The following is an 18,633-nucleotide window of genomic DNA, read 5'->3' on the forward strand; positions in this document are numbered from 1 at the left end:
ATTATAGCCTCTCCTTCATCGCAGCTGGAATGAGATAATGAAACAATTTAAACAAAATAAAAATCGGAATATAAATAAGCAGCACACTAACGATGAAAACCTCAACCCTAATATCCGGATATGATTTCAAAAACATAAAAATACCTCTCGTATTAAAAATCCATTCTATAATATATAAATTAGATAACATAAAAAAAATATTCGTTTTCGCAAAGAACAGTGTACTAAGCAACACATTTCGTAAAATATGACGATTTAAAATGTGAAAACGCCCCAACCCTTTCGCCTTAGCAAATAGTACATAATCTTTTTCTAGCTCATTTTCAAAACGAAGCACTAACAGTTTTACAAACAGAATCGTAGTCGGTATACTCAAACAAAATATTGGCAATCCTCTAATAGACTCGCCTCCGATTGACGCAATTTGAAAGGGTAAAAAACCTGTCTGTTTAAAAAACCATATAACTAAAATTTGTGATCCCAAAATAAGAAGAATGTCTGGAATGGATTCTAGGAAGATGAGAAATGATTTAATTCGATGTTGTATACGCGGTGAACTACTCATAATCATATAAACGATACAAAATGCTACAAATAATGAAATGCAAAATGCAGACAAGAAAATAACCATTGTTTCTTTATAATGAACAAACAACTGTGGAAATAAAAATTTATCACTTGCATATTGCATATTGGAAATATCCATTAATTTCGCAAATACTTCTTTTAAACTCTTTATGTACGCTGATACATTCAGCTCAAATCCATAAAATAATTTCGGCAGTGCCCCTAAAAAAATAATACCCAAAATTGAAATGATAAATTGAATTGTCATTTCCATCCCATTCAAAAAAACTTTCTTTACCATTTTCCCCCTTCTCTCTATATAATTTACCATTTAATTTTATTCTTAATTTTCTGAATTGTAAATATTTATAATAAAAAAATCACTAGGTTATGATCCTAGTGATTCTTTATGCGCATGCCCTTCTCTTTTCGCAAATGGCATATACAAAATAAAACATCCAATAAGCGCAGCTAGCTCTAATGAAATAATATAGTAAGGATGCGGCCCTAACATATCGAGTAATGAAGTAGTTTCTGGCTTACGAGCTAAAAACATATAATTGCCACCCGTTTTATAATTAACAAATGAAACGATTGGAATTACTATGTTTAAAAATATCATCGTACGCTTAATCGATTGCAAGGTAGGTCTATATCCTTCTACCCACGTCATAAAGAGCGGTGCCCAAATGAGTAATACATGTGCAATGAAGAATTCTATAAAGCGAAAATGCGGAAAAGCGTATTGCACGTTCGGCGTTAAAATGGCTTGCGATGCACCGATAATTCCTGTAAAAAACACAATCTCATATATTCGATAGCTTTTCGTTACAATCATAATCGATGCTAACAATAAACTAATCGTACATAACTCAAATGGTAATGAAGTGCCTAGCTCAAAAATACCGGCTTTCCATTCCCACATATGAAGTCCAATCTCACTTCCTATAAATAGAAATGCAATCGCATATCGAACCGTTATATTCCACTCACTTTGACGCAATAAATCTTGGTATTGATACAGAAAAAATATCCCCACCAACATAATAAATAATATAATGACATGTTGCCTCGAGTACGGAATAAATGGTTTTAATGGATGCGCACTAAAATAAGCTTCCATCTTCCTCCCTCCTCTCCTTCATACAATATTATTGTTAGAAAGAAACAACGAGTCAATTCATTTGCTTAAACTAGCTAGGACAACCTCCACCTTACATTTACATATTTATACCTTACAAAACTGTAAGGTTATTGTAAGCTAAAACGATTTGTCAGATTCTTCACCTCTTCTATACTTAATGTAGATACTAAAACGAACGAAAAGGTGATAAATAGATGAAGAAGAAAAATAAAGTATTAATTACTAGTGTAGTAGCGATCGGAATTGCAGCTGGATCATATTTTGCTTTAGCTGGCGGTAGTTCAGAAGTAGCAATGGCATATAGCGGATATAAAGTAACAGAAAAACAAATTGAAAACGCGCAAAAATTTGGCGGTGAAGTCATTCCAAACGGCATCGAAACAATTTCATTTGATCCAACAAAAGGTACGTATGAATTAGCTGTTAAAAAAGGTGACGAAGTGAAAAAAGGGCAGCTTCTATTTAAATATAATGACCCTACTGCTAAACAAGGTTTAACAGAAGCAGAAATGCAAAAGAAAATTGCACAAAAAGAAGTGACATTATATCAAAAACAAATTGATGCAGCGAAACAAAAATTACAAAAAGATAAAAATGCAGGTCTTCCTCAGGAAGCATTAAAGGCATCGGAAGTCGAAGTGCAACAATTAGAATCACAACTTGAAATGAAAAAGTTTGAAGTAGAAAAAGCTGATGAAATGATTAAAGCAGCAAAAGAGAAAGTAAACACACTTTCTGTAACGAGTCCAACCGACGGTGTAATTGATGATATCGTAAAAACTGCTGATGAAAAAACAGGTATGAGTGGCATTACACTTCGTCACGCTGGTCAATTTAAAGTAAAAGGTCAACTTTCTGAATATGAACTTGCTAGTATGAAAGTTGGGCAAGAAGTAACTGTTTCATCAAAAACTGTCGCTGGTAAGACTTGGACAGGAAAAGTAACAGAAATCGGTTCTACACCATTAAAGAGCATGGACGAAAATAAAACTGTTTCTAATTATCAATTCACTGTCACATTAGATAATAGTGAAGAATTACAAAACGGCTTCCATGTTTACGTAACAAGTAAATCTGGCGAAGCAACTGGTACGATTGTTCCGAAAAGCAGCATTGTGAAAAAAGGTGACAAAAATGTTGTCTTCGTTGTAAAAGACGGTAAAGCGAAAGAACAAGCAGTTACTGTTGAATTCGAGACAGATAGCGAAGCAAAAGTTTCTGGAGTGAAAAAAGGAGAGGAAATTATCTCTAAACCTGAAAAAGACTTAAAAGACGGTATGGAGGTTGTCACTCAATGATTAACTTAAAAGGCATCACGAAATCTTTCCAAAATGGTGCAGAGTCCGTTCAAATATTACACGGAATTGATGTAACACTAAACCAAGGGGAATTCACTTCTATTATGGGACCATCTGGTTCTGGTAAATCAACATTAATGAACATTATCGGTTGCTTAGATAAGCCAACGACAGGTGCGTACGAACTAGCTGGTCAAAACATTTCAGACATGTCTGAAACAGAACTTGCACATGTTCGTAATAAAGAGATCGGATTCATATTCCAAAACTTTATGTTATTACCGAGACTTACAGCACTTCAAAATGTAGAACTACCTCTTATTTACGCTGGAGTCGATAAAAAAGAAAGACGTGAGCGCTCATTAGCAGCTTTAACAAAAGTCAGTTTAGCTGATCGTGCTACTCACTTACCAAATGAATTGTCAGGTGGACAAAAGCAGCGTGTCGCAGTCGCACGTGCAATCGTAAATAACCCGAAATTTCTCTTAGCAGATGAACCGACGGGTGCACTTGATACGAAAACAAGTACACAAATTATGGATCTCTTTTACGAATTAAACAAACAAGGCTCAACAATCATTATGATTACCCACGATCGTGAAATTGGGGAAGCGGCAGCACGTCAAATTGTAATTCGTGACGGAAATATCGTCCAAGATTGGAGAGGTTAATTTTGAACACGAGTGAAAATATACGCATGGCCCTTTCCTCTATCTTTGCTCATAAAATGCGTTCTATATTAACAATGCTAGGTATTATTATCGGTATTAGCGCCATTATTACTATCATTTCAATGGGTGATGGTACAAATGCAAAGTTTAAAAAAGAGTTAGGCCAAGGAAAAGATACTGAAGTAACGATTTACTACAACAACCCTGATTATGGAACTGATAGTGCCAAAATCACACCTGATATGCTAAAACGTCTTCAAACTGTACCAGGCGTTAAAGATGTTTATCCAGATGTAAGTATGAAAGTAAAAGCATCTTCTGGTTCAAAAGATGTCTCTCTTGATTTAAAAGGTGGAACAGGCGCCTTTATGACAGATTCGAAAATAAAATTAGTTCACGGTCGTGAATTAAACGACAGCGAATTAAACCAAGCAATTCCTGCTGTTATATTAAATGAAGAAGCTTTCAACAAATTATTTAGTGGTTGGGAATCAAATCTATACACAGATGTAAAAGGAAAGCCGTATAAAATAGTCGGTGTATACGAAACGAAAAACGAATTTGGAATGGCTATGCCTGAAGGTTATACATCTCTTGAAAACGCGCCTGTCATTTCAGGAGTAAATGAGTATGACTCTGTAAAATTAACAATGACCTCTCCAACAGAACGTAAAAGTGTAGAAAAACAAGCTGTTTCTGTTTTAAACGACATGAAAGCTCCTAAATTCGAGCACAAATTCGAAGCACAGGACTTAGGTGAATTTACGAAGCAATTAGACGAATCCATCGGTATGATGAAAATGGTATTCGGTGGCATTGCCGCTATCTCCTTACTTGTTGGTGGTATCGGTGTAATGAACATCATGCTTGTATCTGTAACAGAACGTACACGTGAGATCGGTATTCGTAAAGCACTTGGTGCAACGCGCGGTAAAGTATTAACACAATTCTTAATTGAATCTTGTATTTTAACAGGACTCGGTGGTTTCATCGGATTCATGCTTGGTATTTTCTTCGCTTGGATCGTCTCAATCTTTGCCGGATGGCCACTCGTTATCTCAAAAGAACTTGGACTTCTTTCAGTAGGTATCTCAATGCTAATCGGTATTGCATTCGGTTTACTACCAGCAAACAAAGCTGCTAAACTTGATCCAATTGAATGTTTACGATATGAGTAAATAAAAAACGTAGGAGTTTACACTCCTACGTTTTTTATTTTGTTGAAGGCAAATGTAATTTCATCGACGTTTTGACAAAAATAAGAACCTCTAACTTCTATTATATAAAGTGAAACTATAATCAGTGGGGGTTTTGTTCATCCCCCACTGATTATTAGCCTTCATCAATCGGGCTTTTACGGGCAGTTAATCTCCCACCTAACTTCTTTGCTTCAGCCGAATTTTGAGGTGAGGGTTTTACTGCCCACAAATAGCGGGATAATTCTAATGCAACTCGCGAACCAATTCATAACGATATCATCCCTTTAAATCATGTTTCTTCTATTATATATGTTTCATGTTGCGATTATCTTTTTATCATTTAAACTTTCATTTCTCACGAAAGCTATCAAGCAATCCTATTATTGCAAAAATAATATGTAAAAGAACAAATTCAAGGCGTAATTTTTTCCATACTACAACTTATTTTGTAACAATTATATCTCTATTTCATTAAAATCCCCCCTATATATACGACTTCACACACAAGAAGATTATATTTTCATAACTACATTACGATTCAAACAGTTAAATACCCCTTTTTTGTAACGTTACAGAAACACTTAAGTAATACCACTGATACATTATTAATCTATTAGTAATTAAAAAAGTGTTGATTTTATGAATCGTATGTTCTAATCCCCTCAAAAACGCAAAGAAAACGCTATCAGGATATTAATGGAATTATTACAGAATATTAATGCCTCGTTACGAATGCTTTGTAGTTTTGTGTTTTCCGCAAATAAGAAAATAATGGTTGCTATAATGAGGTCAACGAAAACAAATGCAATGGAGGCTATTATGAAAAAATTTATGGGTATAGCAACAGCAGCGGTTTTTGGTCTTGGGATTTTCACAACATCTGCTAAAGCAGAAACAATCGTAACGACTGATGTACTAAATGTACGAGAAAACCCAACTACTGAATCACAAGTTGTCGGAAAGTTATTAGATGGATATAAAGTTAACGTTTTACATACAGAAAACGGATGGTCAAAAGTTAAATTAAATAGTGGTAAAGAGGCTTTCATAAGCGCTGACTACACAAAAGATACTTACTACGTAACAGCAAACGTATTAAACGTACGTGCTGGAGCAAATACAGATTCAGCGATTCTTGGTAAATTGAAAAAAGATGATGTAATCGAAACAACACACCAAGTACAAAATGATTGGATCCAATTTGAATATAACGGCCAAACAGCTTATGTACACATTCCTTACTTAACAGGAAAAGCACCAGTTAAAGTTCAGCCAGTAGTTAAAGCTGAAAAAGTAACTAACGTTCAAGATACAGCTAAAGTTCGTGAAGCAGTTAAAACCGGGGAAGTAGCTGAAACTCAAGCAAAAGCTAAGGCTCAAGAAGCAACTAAAGCTCGTGAAGCAGCTGAAACTCAAGCAAAAGCTAAGGCTCAAGAAGCAACTAAAGCTCGTGAAGCAGCTGAAACTCAAGCTGAAGCTAAGGCTCAAGAAGCGGCTAAAGCTCGTGAAGCAGCTAAAGCTCAAGAAGCAACTGAAGCAGCTAAAGCTCAAGCAGAAGCTAAGGCTCAAGAAGCAGCTAAAGCTCGTGAAGCAGCTAAAGCTCAGGCAGAAGCTCAAGCAGAAGCTAAAGCTCAAGAAGCAGCTAAGGCTCGTGAAGCGGCTAAAGCTCAAGCAGAAGCTAAGGCTCAAGAAGCAGCTGAAGCTCGTGAAGCAGCTAAGGCTCAAGAGGCAGCTAAAGCTCGTGAAGCGGCTAAAGCTCAAAAACCAGCTACACAACAACCTGTTGCAAAAGAAACTGAAACAAGTGCACCATCTTCTTCTCGTGAATTAAGAGTTCAAGCAACAGCTTACACAGCGGATCCACTTGAAAATGGTTACAAAGCAGGAGACCAAGTAAAATCAGCTATGGGTCATAACTTAACAGCTAATCCAAACATGAAACTAATTGCAGTTGATCCAAGTGTCATTCCATTAGGTTCAAAAGTATGGGTTGAAGGTTACGGAGTAGCAATCGCTGGTGATACTGGTGGAGCTATTAAAGGAAATAAAATCGATGTTTTAATGCCAGATAAAGGTACATCAAGTAACTGGGGACGTAAAACAGTTACAGTGAAAATTTTAAACTAATTACTATAAAAAAAAGAGTCAGTCTCAACGTTGAGACTGACTCTTTTTTTATGATTCTTATATTCTTTCTCCTTCTCTCCCGTCCAAATTAAATCTATCTCTTTGCATTCTATATACGATAGACTACTATTTCAACAGAAAAAAGAGGATGCTATAGCATCCTCTTTTACCTTCCCTATTCCACACAAGTAAACTGTGTCCAAGCTCCTACATAATCTAGTAAGAATAACTCTTCTTCTGCAATTGTACCGACAATATTTTTCCGTTCATCTATTGGCATTTCTTTCAGAATGATTTGTAGTTCACCTTTATACTTTCCGAATAGGTTATTACCAATTACAACTTGCCCTCTTTCCTGTCGTACACTTTCGCGCACTGGGAAGTCATAGTCTTTGTACTTTTTACGTACTTCTGTAGAACGTACCATATACTCTGTTATGTCACCGCGTCTTACGTGTAATTCTTGCAGTGTCGCTCTCTTCTCTACTTCAGTCGCTTCGTCTACAAATTGTACCTTTAGCTGTAACATGTAACGATTTAAGTTTCCTAGTTTCTCTAACTCTTCTTCATTCGCATAAGCATTTCCGATAATAACATCATCAATAAGCCCTGTTGCCCATAAATGTTTCGCTTGTACTTCAATTGGTAAGTTACGATGTTGTTCTAACGTACATAATCCGTCATTAATATCCCATGGACCGATGTCAGCTGCATGCGATGTAATAAAGGCTGCACTACGAATACCATGCTTTTTGAAGCGTTCACTACAGCGAATGAAATAATCATACGGAAGACCAGTGAATTTTTGCGGATAAAAATTGTGACAACCAATTAAAGCTGATTTATTCGCTTGATGCGAAAGGATATTTTCTAAATAGGCAATATCATTACTTACATTCAACTCAATTTTTAAACCATATGGATTATTCGTCATTTTCGCTTCTGTTAACCCGTCAAACCCTACATCTAAACGAATTCCATCCGCGCCTAGCTCTGCAAAGAACGATAGATCACTATAACTAACACCAAGTTGATCGAATACAGCTGGAGCTACATCTAAAATAACTTCCATATTGTTATCTTTTGCATGATTAATAATTTCTTTAAATTCAGCTACAATTTCTTCTTTCGGACGATTAACAGACAGTAAACAAGTGAATATTCTTGAAAAACCGTGGCGTGCCGCTGCCGAAATGTATGCCATATCTTGTTCTTTCGTTGAATGCTCTGGATAAAGTGAAATTCCTAATTTACGCTCCATGCTTTTGCATCTCCTTCACACGTTGTATTAATGCCATGCTCGTAAATCTATATTTTGCAGATAAACATGTTGCACATAAAATCGTTGGTACGATGATAAAGTACGGTGATTCTAAACTAAATGCCACATAAGCTCCCATTGAACATCCAATAAATAATATCGACACAAGTAGTAAAACTAATAGCGATTTACTTTGTACCCATTTTGAATAATGTGCAATACACTGCCCCGCCACGAATGTAATTAAGATGATAATTGCTCCGAGCATTCTGTTTTCTCCTCTCCTGCTAATTGTTGCTTCTCATACATTTTGAAGAATGGATAGTAAATAACGAATGAGATAACAAAGTTAACAAGTACAAGTACACCGGCCATAATTGTCCAGTCCGTACTAATAATCGCTGCAATTGGCGCTAACATCGTAAATGGCAGCTTCGCCATCATGAGCGGAATCACACCTGAAACAACTGCGAAATATGATACTGTCGTTGTAACTAGCGGTGTAATAACGAATGGAATAATTAAGATCGGGTTCATTACAATTGGTGCCCCGAAAATAATTGGCTCGTTAATATTGAATAATCCTGGTACGAATGATAATCTACCTAACTCTTTTAAGAACTTAGATTTAGAGAACATAAACATAATTACTAAAGCTAACGTTGAGCCTGATCCACCGATCCATACGAACCATTGAATAAATTGCTCTGTAAATAAGTTTGGTAACTGATGTGCATTTCCTGTAGCCGTGAACACTTCCATATTTTCAAGAATTGCTGAATCCCACATCGGACGGATGATTGGTCCTAAAATCGCTGGGCCATGTATACCGAACGACCAGAAGAACACGATTAAGAATACTGTTAATAAACCGCCGAATAAATTATTTCCTACTAATACTGATTTTAATGGTGCGATTAAATATGTGATTGTTGTGTTTACATCAAATTTCAAACCGTAACGAATACCCCAGAATAAAAGAATAACTACTAAAGTTGGAATTAATGCTGCAAACGAGTTTGCAACTGCTGGTGGTACACTATCTGGTAATTTAATCGAAATATTATGCTTAATCATAAAGTGATAAATTTCTACTGCAATTAATGCTGTCACAATAGCTCCGAATAAAGAAGTTGCACTTAATGTTCCTACTGAAATATATCTACCTGCATCAATAACACCTGGTACAGCTTTTGTTATTTGAATTGGTTCAACTGATGCTAGTAAAAAGGCGAGTACAGATAATAATCCTGCACTTAATTGATTGAGCTGATAAAAGTTCGCGAGTGAGGCCCCTACCCCAAATGCTGCGTATAAAGCCATTAAGCCTACTGTAAATCGGAATGGAATATCTAAAATATGACGAAACGGTGCAATCCACTCCATATATGCATCAATTGGTAAGTTTAAAAAGATAACGAAAAATGACCCGACAATCGTTAACGGTAATGTAGAAATAACTCCATTTCGAATTGCTAATAAATGTCGTTGCCCCGCAATCTTTTGCGTTGTTGGCATAATCTTCTGTTCCATAAAACTCATAAAACCATTCATCGATAACCCTCCCTATGTTCAATCTGACAAAAGTAAAAGTTATAACATTATAATGTTTATATTTAAAAAAATATAATTACGCTAAAACTAATTGTTCAGCTTGCTTAAGTACTTTCAAACCATCACACATACCATAATCTCGCTGCTCTATAATTGCAACTGGTATATCGTATGACTTTGCAAGAAACTCTACCGCTGGAAACAAATACTTCACCTGTGGTCCAATTAAAACAACATCAGCATTTTTCATTTCCAGTTTCACAAGTTCCGAATCAACTGCTTTAATTTTATAATCCTTCCCTTGTTTCTTTGCCTCTTCTTGCATTTTTCTTACAACCATACTCGTTGACATGCCTGCTGCACAACATAATAAAATGTACATATTACACTGTCACTTTCTCTTCCACTCGTTTATGAAGAGTAATAAATTCCTCAGCAAGTTCTTTCACTGTAATGGCATTCATTAAATGATCTTGTGCATGCACTAACAGTAAACTTATTTCTGCATGATTTCCTCTTGCTTCTTCTTGAATTAAGTCCGTTTGAATGCGATGAGCTGCTGAAATTTCTTCACTAGCAAGTGTCATCTTTTCACTCGCATTCTGAAAATCTCCTTGTCTTGCAAAAGCGATTGCTTCAAGTGCCGCGCTTCTCGCGTTGCCACCATGTAAAATTAACGCAAATGGAGTTTGCATATCAGTCATTTTAAATTCCCCCAAGCTATCTTTTTTCTATATTTTTATCTTATTATGAAAACGCATACAATTAAACATAAAAAACTTCCGTTATGTAACGGAAGTTTTAATATACTTTTTCACAATGATAGTAAGATTTCTTGAAAATCATCAACAGCTTGAGCCTGATGCAATTTTTCTATTATAGTTTGATTAGACATAATATCATATAAAAAATCATAAAGCTTTTGTAAATCTTCATTATTATTGCGCTTCACACTAAATAAAATAATAACTTGTACTTTTTTATCTCCCCAGTCAATCGCCTTATCGAGTGTACAAAACATCAAAAATGTCGTATCGCTTAATAATTGCATCGGATGCGGAATTGCCACTAAGTTTCCAACTGCTGTAGGAGATGTGTTCTCTCTCTCCATAACAGAAGCATAAAAGTTTGCGGGTACATAGTTTTTCTCAGCAGCTTTCTCACATAAAAACTGAATAACCTCCTCTTTCGTAGAAGCACTACGATTTAAGAAGATCAAATCTTCCTTAATATATTGCTGCATACTATCATTCACATGTGTAAATAACTGCTTACCAATTGATTTAATCTCTTTATCATCAAATATTGAGTTTACCTTTATAACCGGAACAGGCAAACCACTCGGTATATGAATCGTACTAATAATACAATCTATTTTATCTTTATAAAGATCTTCCACTTTCAATTGATAGTACCCTGTAATACCTACAATCTCTAGTTTATCTCGGAAATGTGATAGAATTTTATATTTCAGTAGTTGTGCACTCCCTTGACCAGTTGCACAAACTAATAAACATCTTTTCTTTTGATTATTTTCCTGCAAGCGGCTCATCGCCCCACCAAAGTGAATGGCAATATAACCAATCTCACTCTCTGGAATGGATTCACCCGTATATTCACCAATTATATCTCCAACGAGAACTGCAATTTCAAAAGCATATGGATAATTTTTTTTCACTTCTGCCAAAAGAGGATTTCGCGTATTTAACTTATATTTCAAACGATTTAATAACGTTTTTAAATGAACACCAAAACCAAATAATAATTCTTCATCATAATAAAAAGTAAGATTCCGTTCTTCCGCTACTTTGAAAAGAATATGCTGCATGAATGCATATACGTCTTTCCCTAATAGCTCTTCCACATTTTCATAGCGATCTCTCGCTGTAACAGCAGTACTTAATAAATGCATCGTCACATATAAAATCTCTTCTTCTGGAAATTGAAGTTTTAGCTCTTCCCCTAAATTCCCTAAAATCTGTTTCGCAATTTTATATTCTTTCTTTATTATAAGTTCAGATTCCTCTACATGCAGTGCTTGAATGTAATGATCATCCCTGCATCTCTTTAAAGCAATCGCAATATGAATTGATAAATTATCAATTTCTATATCTGATAAATATATCGTTCCTCCCTCGATATACTTTAGTATAACTGAGCGGATGAGAGAAATATGGGGTAACGATAAATATGTGTCCGTCTGCTCATAGTTCTCATGAAACGGAGTATGGTCATAACGTGGCAAACCATATTGTGATAAACAAGAACGAATATTAAATTCTTCTCCTACAATACGTATACCATAATATGGTCTTTTTTCAATTTGTAACTCATAGCGACTACAAATATCCGTAACATCTTTCATAATTAAGTTTACAGTAGATTTACTCACATAAATCTCTTCCGCTAGCTGTGAAAGCTTCACATACCCATCTGTCGTTAAAATACGGTGTAAAATATAAGCTACTCTTTCTTCATAAGAAGTTGGAATCTTTTCTGTCTGTTTTTGAAATACATTTACGCAAAAATCTTCAAACTTCTTAGTTTGTATAATTTCTAGTTCGTACCCATTCCCTCTTTGTGATTCAATTTTCGCTCCGTGTTCTCCCAATATATCATTTAATAATTTTATATCCTTTTGAATCGTCTTCGTTGATACGTGTAAACGGCTCGCTAAAAAAGCTCGATTTAGCATCGATTTCTCTTCTAAAAACTCCTCCAAAATGGAAATTAATCGCTGATGCACTTTTGTCATAGCTCTTCCTCTCGCTCTTTATATAAAAGGGAAAAAGCCACTGAAATCAGTAGTTTTTTCCCTTTTATCCCGCGTTCATTATTTCTTTAGCGTAAATCCAAACTTATCCCAAGCTTGTAAATAATCTAATAAGAAGATTTCTTCCTCTATAATTCGGCCAACTACATTTGTTTTTCCTGTATTCACCATATCTTTTAAAGCAATTTGCAATTCACCTTTATATTGGCCATATTGCTCATTATCAATTAAAAGATCGCCACGCTTAATTTCACGCGTATTATGCGGTTTAAACTCTTCTTTTTTATATTTCACACGACTTTGTGTAGAACGAATCATATATTCAGATACATCCCCGCGATAAAAATGAGGTTCTTCTAATACGATAATTCTTTCTAAATCTGTTGTTGTATCGTATAGTTCTATATCAAATGTTTGTTTCTCTTTATTTAACGCACCTAGTGCTTGTAATTCTTCTTCTGAAGCATAAGCATTCGCAATAATAACATCATCAATTAATTCTGTTGCAAACAAATGCTTCGCCTGTGTTGTCATCGGTAATTCGCGATGCTGCTCTAACGTACATAACCCTTCTGTTACTGGCCAAGGCCCGTACGTTGCATCGAATGATGAAATAAAAGCAGCTGTTCTCATACCGTAATCTTTAAATTGTTTCGAGCATTTAATGAAATGATCGTATGATAATCCTGAATAACGATGTGGATAAAAATTATGGCAACCAATTAAATTTTCACGATTTGGTCTATGGCTCATAATGTTATCTACATATTTCGTACCGTTACTCATATTAATTTCAATTTTTAAACCGTATGGATTGTACGTCATAATCGATTCTTCTAAACCTGAGAAACCGACATCTAAACGAATACCGTAAGCACCTAGTTCATGGAAGAACGATAAATCGTTATACGAAATACCTAGTTGTGTAAAGACAGACGGACTAATATCAACTAATACTTGGAACCCTAATGCATTTGCATGAGAGATCGTTTCTTTAAACTCTTCGATAATTTTCTCTTTTTCTCCATCCACAGATAGTAAACATGTGAATACACGTGTAAATCCGTATTTACTCGCTAATGTTACATACTCTTTATCTTTCTCTACTGTCGAATGTTCTGGATAAATAGAAATACCTAATCGTCTCATATGTACACGCCTCTTTCTTCATCATATTGTAAACCTTTTCAAATATATGTAGCGAAAAAGTATGTATCCCCTTTTCTTCCACTACAATTTGAATCCGCTTTCTTTTAAAAAAAACAATTTCTATCATTCATAACAACTACTAGTCTATACATCTATACTTTACATCTTTTTTTCATAGTTGTGTAGCTTTTACACAAATTTGTCAGTTTTTTCGCCTCGAAAATTGTTATACGTTTTCAAGGCACCTTCCTTGACTGTTACGTTGACCAATACATATACTCGAAAGAATAGAGAAAACTTTTATATAGGGGATGAATATATGGGAGAGGCAGTACTCGTAAAACGAGAACCGTTATGGACGAAAGAGTTTATTGCGCTAATTCTAGCAAACTTATGTATGTTTTTAGGATTTCAAATGTTAATTCCAACTTTACCTGTTTATGTGAAAGAAATTGGAGGCACAAGTTCAAATATCGGATTCGTTGTCGGCATGTTTACCGTTGCAGCACTTTTTATTAGGCCGCTAACTGGAAATGCCTTGCAGAAATTCAACAAAAAAATCATTTTAATGATCGGTACCGCTATTTGTTTACTCGCTATGGGCAGTTATCTTTTCGCTTCAACCGTTTTCCTATTGCTTGCCGTTCGAATTTTACACGGAGCTGGTTTTGGTATTACAACGACTACATACGGAACTGTCGTTTCAGATTTAATTCCGCAAGCTCGCCGCGGTGAAGGCATGGGATATTTCGGTCTTTCTGGAACTATCGCCATGGCGCTCGGTCCGCTTATCGGACTTTGGCTTATGCAAGCATATAACTTCACGATTCTTTTTTTATGTGCACTTTCATGCACAATAGTTTCATTAATATTAACGAAACTACTTCAAATCAAAAAATCGCCGCAACCACCACAGCAAACATCTGGTACCTTTCTCGATGGGTTTATTGAGCGTAAAGCTTTACTTCCTTCACTATTAATATTATGTATTACATTAATGTACGGGGGAATTGGGAGCTTTATCACATTATTTGCTACAGAAGTCGGGATTGTTGATATCAGTCTCTTCTTTTTATTTAACGCACTTGCAATCGCTGTAACTCGCCCGTTTTCTGGAAGATTATATGATACGAAAGGCCATACATTCGTCATCATTCCAGGAGTTATTATTACGTTTACAGGTATTATCTTGCTGTCGTATACAACTACAATTCCGAGTTTAATTATTGCCGCAGCGTGCTACGGCAGTGGTTTCGGAGCAATTCAACCGGCACTACAAGCATGGATGATTGACCGAGTAGCACCGCACCGGAGAGGAGTAGCAACAGCAACATTCTTCTCAGCATTTGATCTTGGAATTGGTGCTGGAGCGATTATTTTTGGATTCATTGCACACTTTACCAACTATGCAACTGTATATCGATATTCCTCTCTATTACTTATCGCTTTTCTTTTCATTTACATCACAAGCTTACGGAAGCAAAAACAGGGGGATAAAACAAAAGAAAAAGCCGTTGGGTAATGCTAATTGGTTCTTTTTCGAAGTACTTAGACCAAAAAATCATGTATACACATTTGTAAAAAGCAGTGGATTCCTAAAAAAATCACACTGCTTTTTGCATTGTATTGAAGAGTGAACCGCTGTTCTATTTATTCATGTTGTTCGTATGATATTAATATAGAACGAATTGGAGGAAATATTAATGAAAGCAATAGTGTACACAAAATACGGTCTCCCCGACGTTCTTCAACTGAAAGAGATAGAAAAACCTGCTCCTAAGGACAATGAAATACTAGTAAAAATAAAAGCGACAACCGTAACAGCAGGAGATATTCGCTCACGAAGTTTTACGGTTCCCTCTTCTGTTTGGCTACCCGCTCGAATCGCACTTGGCTTTAAGCAACCGAAAAAACAAATACTTGGAATGGAATTGGCTGGTGAAGTTGAATCGGTAGGAAAAGACGTCACACGATTTAAAAAAGGAGACCAAGTTTTTGCAGCTACCCAAGTAAATTTTGGTTCTTATGCTGAGTATATTTGTCTACCTGAAGTTGGAGCAGTGTGCATGAAGCCCTCCAATATATCCTATGAAGAAGCCGCAGCCATCCCAATTGGAGCACGTACAGCTTTGTTTTTCCTTAGGAAAGCTAACGTTCAAAGCGGTCAAAACATTCTTATTTACGGAGCTTCTGGAAGTGTCGGAAGTTATGCAGTACAAATTTCCAAGTATTTCGGCGCAACAGTTACAGGCGTGTGCAGTAGCTCCAATTTAGAATTGGTCAAATCTCTAGGAGCTGACGAAGTAATTGATTACACCACAAAAAATTTTTCTACTACAGACGAAACTTATGATGTTATCTTTGAAGCGGTAAACAGGAGCTCCTTTTCAGAGTGTATTAAAATGTTAAAGGAAGATGGTACCTATATAAATATCGTTGAACCGTTACCAAGTGCTCAAATGCTCTGGACTAAATTGACAAGTCGCGTGAAACTCATATTAAGTCAAAACGCACCTGAAACTTCCGAAGCATTAAATTTCCTTAAAGAACTTGTTGAGAACGGTAAAATAAAAGTGGTCATTGATAGGCAATACACTTTTGAGGAAATTATTGAAGCTCACATATATGTTGAAAAAGGACATAAGAAGGGAAATGTCGTCATCACTTTGGAGCATAATGACGATTCTAAATAAAGAAAAAACACTTTGCATAATTGTTAAAATGCAAAGCACCGAAAGTTTTTAACATAAAAAAGCAGAGCAAATTCATATGCGAATTGCTCTTTTTTATTGTTGCGAGCATCTCAAAAGAAAACAGTTTAAAATAATTTAATCGTTTTTTACTTTCATTAAATAAATCCATTTCAAACCTCCCCCGTTTCCCTACATATTTTTCTAACTTTAATCAAAAAATATGCAAAGAACCATCATCATAACAAAATAAAATTCCAATCCACATACCCAGTTGGGTAGTTTCCCTTCACCTATTTTTACTATCCGCAAATAGTGTGATAAATGCGACTTCTTTACAAACCGATCAGATATATCATCTGAAAAACCAATTAAATCCAGGTGTTTCTTTAAAGATTTGTAAACTTTTTATCCCTTTGTAAATTTAGTGTAAATTTTACTGATAAACCGTTTACAGTGCCTCAAGGTTTAGTTAATAATTACATCGTACATGAAATTTAAGGAGTGGAATGCGTGGAATACAATATTCAAGATATGATCTTCCAGTTCATTGGTGGATTAGGTATTTTCTTATTCGGGATTAAATACATGGGCGATGGACTGCAACAAGCAGCTGGAGATCGTCTTCGCGATATTCTAGATCGTTTTACAACAAACCCTCTTATGGGTGTACTAGCAGGTATGTTAGTTACAGTATTAATTCAATCAAGTTCAGGAACAACCGCTTTAACAGTCGGACTTGTAAGTGCCGGATTTATGACATTAAGACAAGCAATTGGTGTTATTATGGGTGCGAACATCGGTACGACAGTTACTGCATTTATTATCGGGATTAAAATCGGAGAATACGCTCTCCCAATTATGGCAGTTGGAGCAATCTTACTATTCTTCTTTAAAAATAAAAAAGTACATTCTGTAGGTCAAGTTGTATTCGGTTTTGGTATGTTATTCTTCGGTTTAGAATTAATGAGCGCAGGTATGAAACCTCTTCGTTCTTTAGAGTCATTCCAAGAGTTAATGGTTAGCATGAGTGATAATCCAATTTTAGGAATTGTTGTTGGTACAGTCTTCACTTTAATTGTACAAAGTTCAAGTGCGACAATCGGTATTTTGCAAGAACTATTCGGTCAAGGTGCAATCGATTTACAAGCTGCTCTTCCTGTATTGTTCGGTGATAACATCGGTACGACAATTACAGCTGTATTAGCAGCAATCGGTACTTCAATTGCAGCAAGACGTGCAGCATTAGTTCACGTTATCTTTAATATTATCGGTACCATTATCTTTACGATTATATTAATACCATTTACAAGTTTAATTCAATATTTCCAAACGTCATTAAACTTAAATCCAGAAATGACAATTGCATTTGCACACGGGACGTTTAACGTAACGAATACAATCATTCAGTTCCCATTCATTGCAGTATTAGCCTGGATTGTAACAAAAATTATTCGTGGTGAAGATGCATCTATTAACTTCAAACCGCAACATTTAAATCCAATCTTTATTGAGCAATCTCCAGCTATCGCTTTAACAGAAGCTCAAAAAGAAATCATTCGTATGGCTGAGTTTTCATTACATGGATTAAAAGAAGCAAACCAATTTTTAAATACACAAGATAAAAAACATGCTGACATGGCTACTCAATTAGAAGGAGCTATTAACAATTTAGATAAAAAAATTATTGAGTATTTAGTTTTACTATCAGAAAAACCACTTTCACCTACAGACTCTGAAAAACATTCCGTTTTAGCAGGTGTTGTTGGAGATATTGAACGTGTCGGTGATCATGTAGAAAACCTTGTAGAACTTGTAGATTTCCAAATTTCAAACCGCGTTTCACTATCAGATGAAGCACTAGCTGAATTAAATGAAATGCTTGAATTAACAATTTCAACATTACAAGATGCAATCAATGCTTTAACAAACTTTGACACTGAACTAGCTCAAACTGTTATTGCAAAAGAACGTAAAATTGACCAAATGGAACGTGTTTTACGTAAACGCCATGTGTTACGTCTGAACGAACGTAGCTGTTCAGGTGATGCAAGCATCATCTACGTTGATATGGTAAGTAACTTAGAGCGTATCGGTGATCACGCTGTAAATATCGCTGATGGTGTTTTAGGTGAACAAGGAAAAGTAAATTTAAAACAATCATTATAATAGGAAAGGGACGCTAATTTAAGCGTCTCTT

16 protein-coding genes are annotated in these 18,633 nt (G+C 35.5%); 7 read left to right on the forward strand and 9 right to left on the reverse strand.

Annotated features, from left to right (window positions below; translation table 11 throughout):
- Position 1: 1 nt before the first annotated feature.
- Both AC0IXC_RS21695 and AC0IXC_RS21700 read right to left on the reverse strand, forming a co-directional pair.
- Entirely contained in the window at positions 2–868 is an 867-nt protein-coding gene (locus AC0IXC_RS21695) for an ABC transporter permease subunit (RefSeq protein ID WP_063219336.1), read from the reverse strand.
- A gap of 87 nt (positions 869–955) precedes the next feature.
- Positions 956–1,690: a YwaF family protein gene (locus AC0IXC_RS21700; protein WP_326997015.1), complete on the reverse strand. Its 735-nt coding sequence runs from the start codon at positions 1,688–1,690 to the stop codon at positions 956–958.
- A 215-nt stretch (positions 1,691–1,905) separates the two neighbouring features.
- Here AC0IXC_RS21700 and AC0IXC_RS21705 point away from each other — a divergent pair, with 215 nt between their 5' ends.
- The 4 genes from AC0IXC_RS21705 (at position 1,906) to entC (ending at position 7,006) form a co-directional block, all read left to right on the forward strand.
- On the forward strand, positions 1,906–3,009 hold the full coding sequence (locus tag AC0IXC_RS21705) for an efflux RND transporter periplasmic adaptor subunit (RefSeq protein ID WP_471653271.1): 1,104 nt from the start codon (positions 1,906–1,908) through the stop codon (positions 3,007–3,009).
- Positions 3,006–3,680, forward strand: a complete 675-nt coding sequence (locus tag AC0IXC_RS21710) for an ABC transporter ATP-binding protein (protein ID WP_016101751.1) — start codon at positions 3,006–3,008, stop codon at positions 3,678–3,680. Before AC0IXC_RS21705 ends, AC0IXC_RS21710 begins: the two co-directional genes overlap by 4 nt.
- 26 nt (positions 3,681–3,706) lie before the next feature.
- A complete protein-coding gene (locus AC0IXC_RS21715) occupies positions 3,707–4,858 on the forward strand; it encodes an ABC transporter permease (protein WP_002029935.1) in 1,152 nt (383 codons plus the stop codon).
- 717 nt (positions 4,859–5,575) lie between these two features.
- Positions 5,576–7,006 (forward strand): cell wall-binding protein EntC, encoded by a 1,431-nt coding sequence (gene entC, locus AC0IXC_RS21720; protein WP_471653272.1) that lies wholly within the window; start codon positions 5,576–5,578, stop codon positions 7,004–7,006.
- Positions 7,007–7,181: 175 nt separating this feature from the next.
- On the opposite strand, the gene AC0IXC_RS21725 is transcribed toward entC, so the two are convergent.
- The 7 genes from AC0IXC_RS21725 to AC0IXC_RS21755 form a co-directional block, all read right to left on the reverse strand.
- Positions 7,182–8,267, reverse strand: a complete 1,086-nt coding sequence (locus AC0IXC_RS21725) for a DUF871 domain-containing protein (RefSeq protein ID WP_215590763.1) — start codon at positions 8,265–8,267, stop codon at positions 7,182–7,184.
- Positions 8,257–8,535 carry a hypothetical protein gene (locus AC0IXC_RS21730; protein ID WP_002087437.1) on the reverse strand — a complete coding sequence of 93 codons (279 nt, stop codon included), beginning with the start codon at positions 8,533–8,535 and terminating at the stop codon, positions 8,257–8,259. The genes AC0IXC_RS21725 and AC0IXC_RS21730 overlap by 11 nt, the downstream gene beginning before the upstream one ends.
- Complete coding sequence (locus tag AC0IXC_RS21735) at positions 8,511–9,821, reverse strand: PTS sugar transporter subunit IIC (RefSeq protein WP_002140468.1); 1,311 nt, start codon at positions 9,819–9,821, stop codon at positions 8,511–8,513. The genes AC0IXC_RS21730 and AC0IXC_RS21735 overlap by 25 nt, the downstream gene beginning before the upstream one ends.
- A gap of 76 nt (positions 9,822–9,897) precedes the next feature.
- The gene (locus AC0IXC_RS21740; RefSeq protein ID WP_002134545.1) at positions 9,898–10,203 is read right to left on the reverse strand and encodes a PTS sugar transporter subunit IIB; all 306 of its coding nucleotides are present in this window, start codon (positions 10,201–10,203) and stop codon (positions 9,898–9,900) included.
- Position 10,204: 1 nt separating this feature from the next.
- A complete protein-coding gene (locus tag AC0IXC_RS21745; protein WP_215590762.1) occupies positions 10,205–10,525 on the reverse strand; it encodes a PTS lactose/cellobiose transporter subunit IIA in 321 nt (106 codons plus the stop codon).
- Positions 10,526–10,635: 110 nt separating this feature from the next.
- The gene (locus AC0IXC_RS21750) at positions 10,636–12,576 is read right to left on the reverse strand and encodes a BglG family transcription antiterminator (RefSeq protein ID WP_471653273.1); all 1,941 of its coding nucleotides are present in this window, start codon (positions 12,574–12,576) and stop codon (positions 10,636–10,638) included.
- 78 nt (positions 12,577–12,654) lie between these two features.
- A complete protein-coding gene (locus tag AC0IXC_RS21755; RefSeq protein WP_002029923.1) occupies positions 12,655–13,743 on the reverse strand; it encodes a DUF871 domain-containing protein in 1,089 nt (362 codons plus the stop codon).
- Positions 13,744–14,062: 319 nt separating this feature from the next.
- Here AC0IXC_RS21755 and AC0IXC_RS21760 point away from each other — a divergent pair, with 319 nt between their 5' ends.
- The 3 genes from AC0IXC_RS21760 (at position 14,063) to AC0IXC_RS21770 (ending at position 18,602) form a co-directional block, all read left to right on the forward strand.
- Complete coding sequence (locus tag AC0IXC_RS21760) at positions 14,063–15,265, forward strand: MFS transporter (RefSeq protein WP_002140467.1); 1,203 nt, start codon at positions 14,063–14,065, stop codon at positions 15,263–15,265.
- Between the two features lie 181 nt (positions 15,266–15,446).
- The gene (locus AC0IXC_RS21765) at positions 15,447–16,436 is read left to right on the forward strand and encodes an NAD(P)-dependent alcohol dehydrogenase (RefSeq protein ID WP_098635821.1); all 990 of its coding nucleotides are present in this window, start codon (positions 15,447–15,449) and stop codon (positions 16,434–16,436) included.
- Positions 16,437–16,946: 510 nt separating this feature from the next.
- Entirely contained in the window at positions 16,947–18,602 is a 1,656-nt protein-coding gene (locus tag AC0IXC_RS21770) for a Na/Pi cotransporter family protein (protein ID WP_002010739.1), read from the forward strand.
- The last annotated feature ends 31 nt before the right edge of the window (positions 18,603–18,633 follow it).

It is taken from the genome of Bacillus sp. AC266 (genome assembly GCF_979253805.1).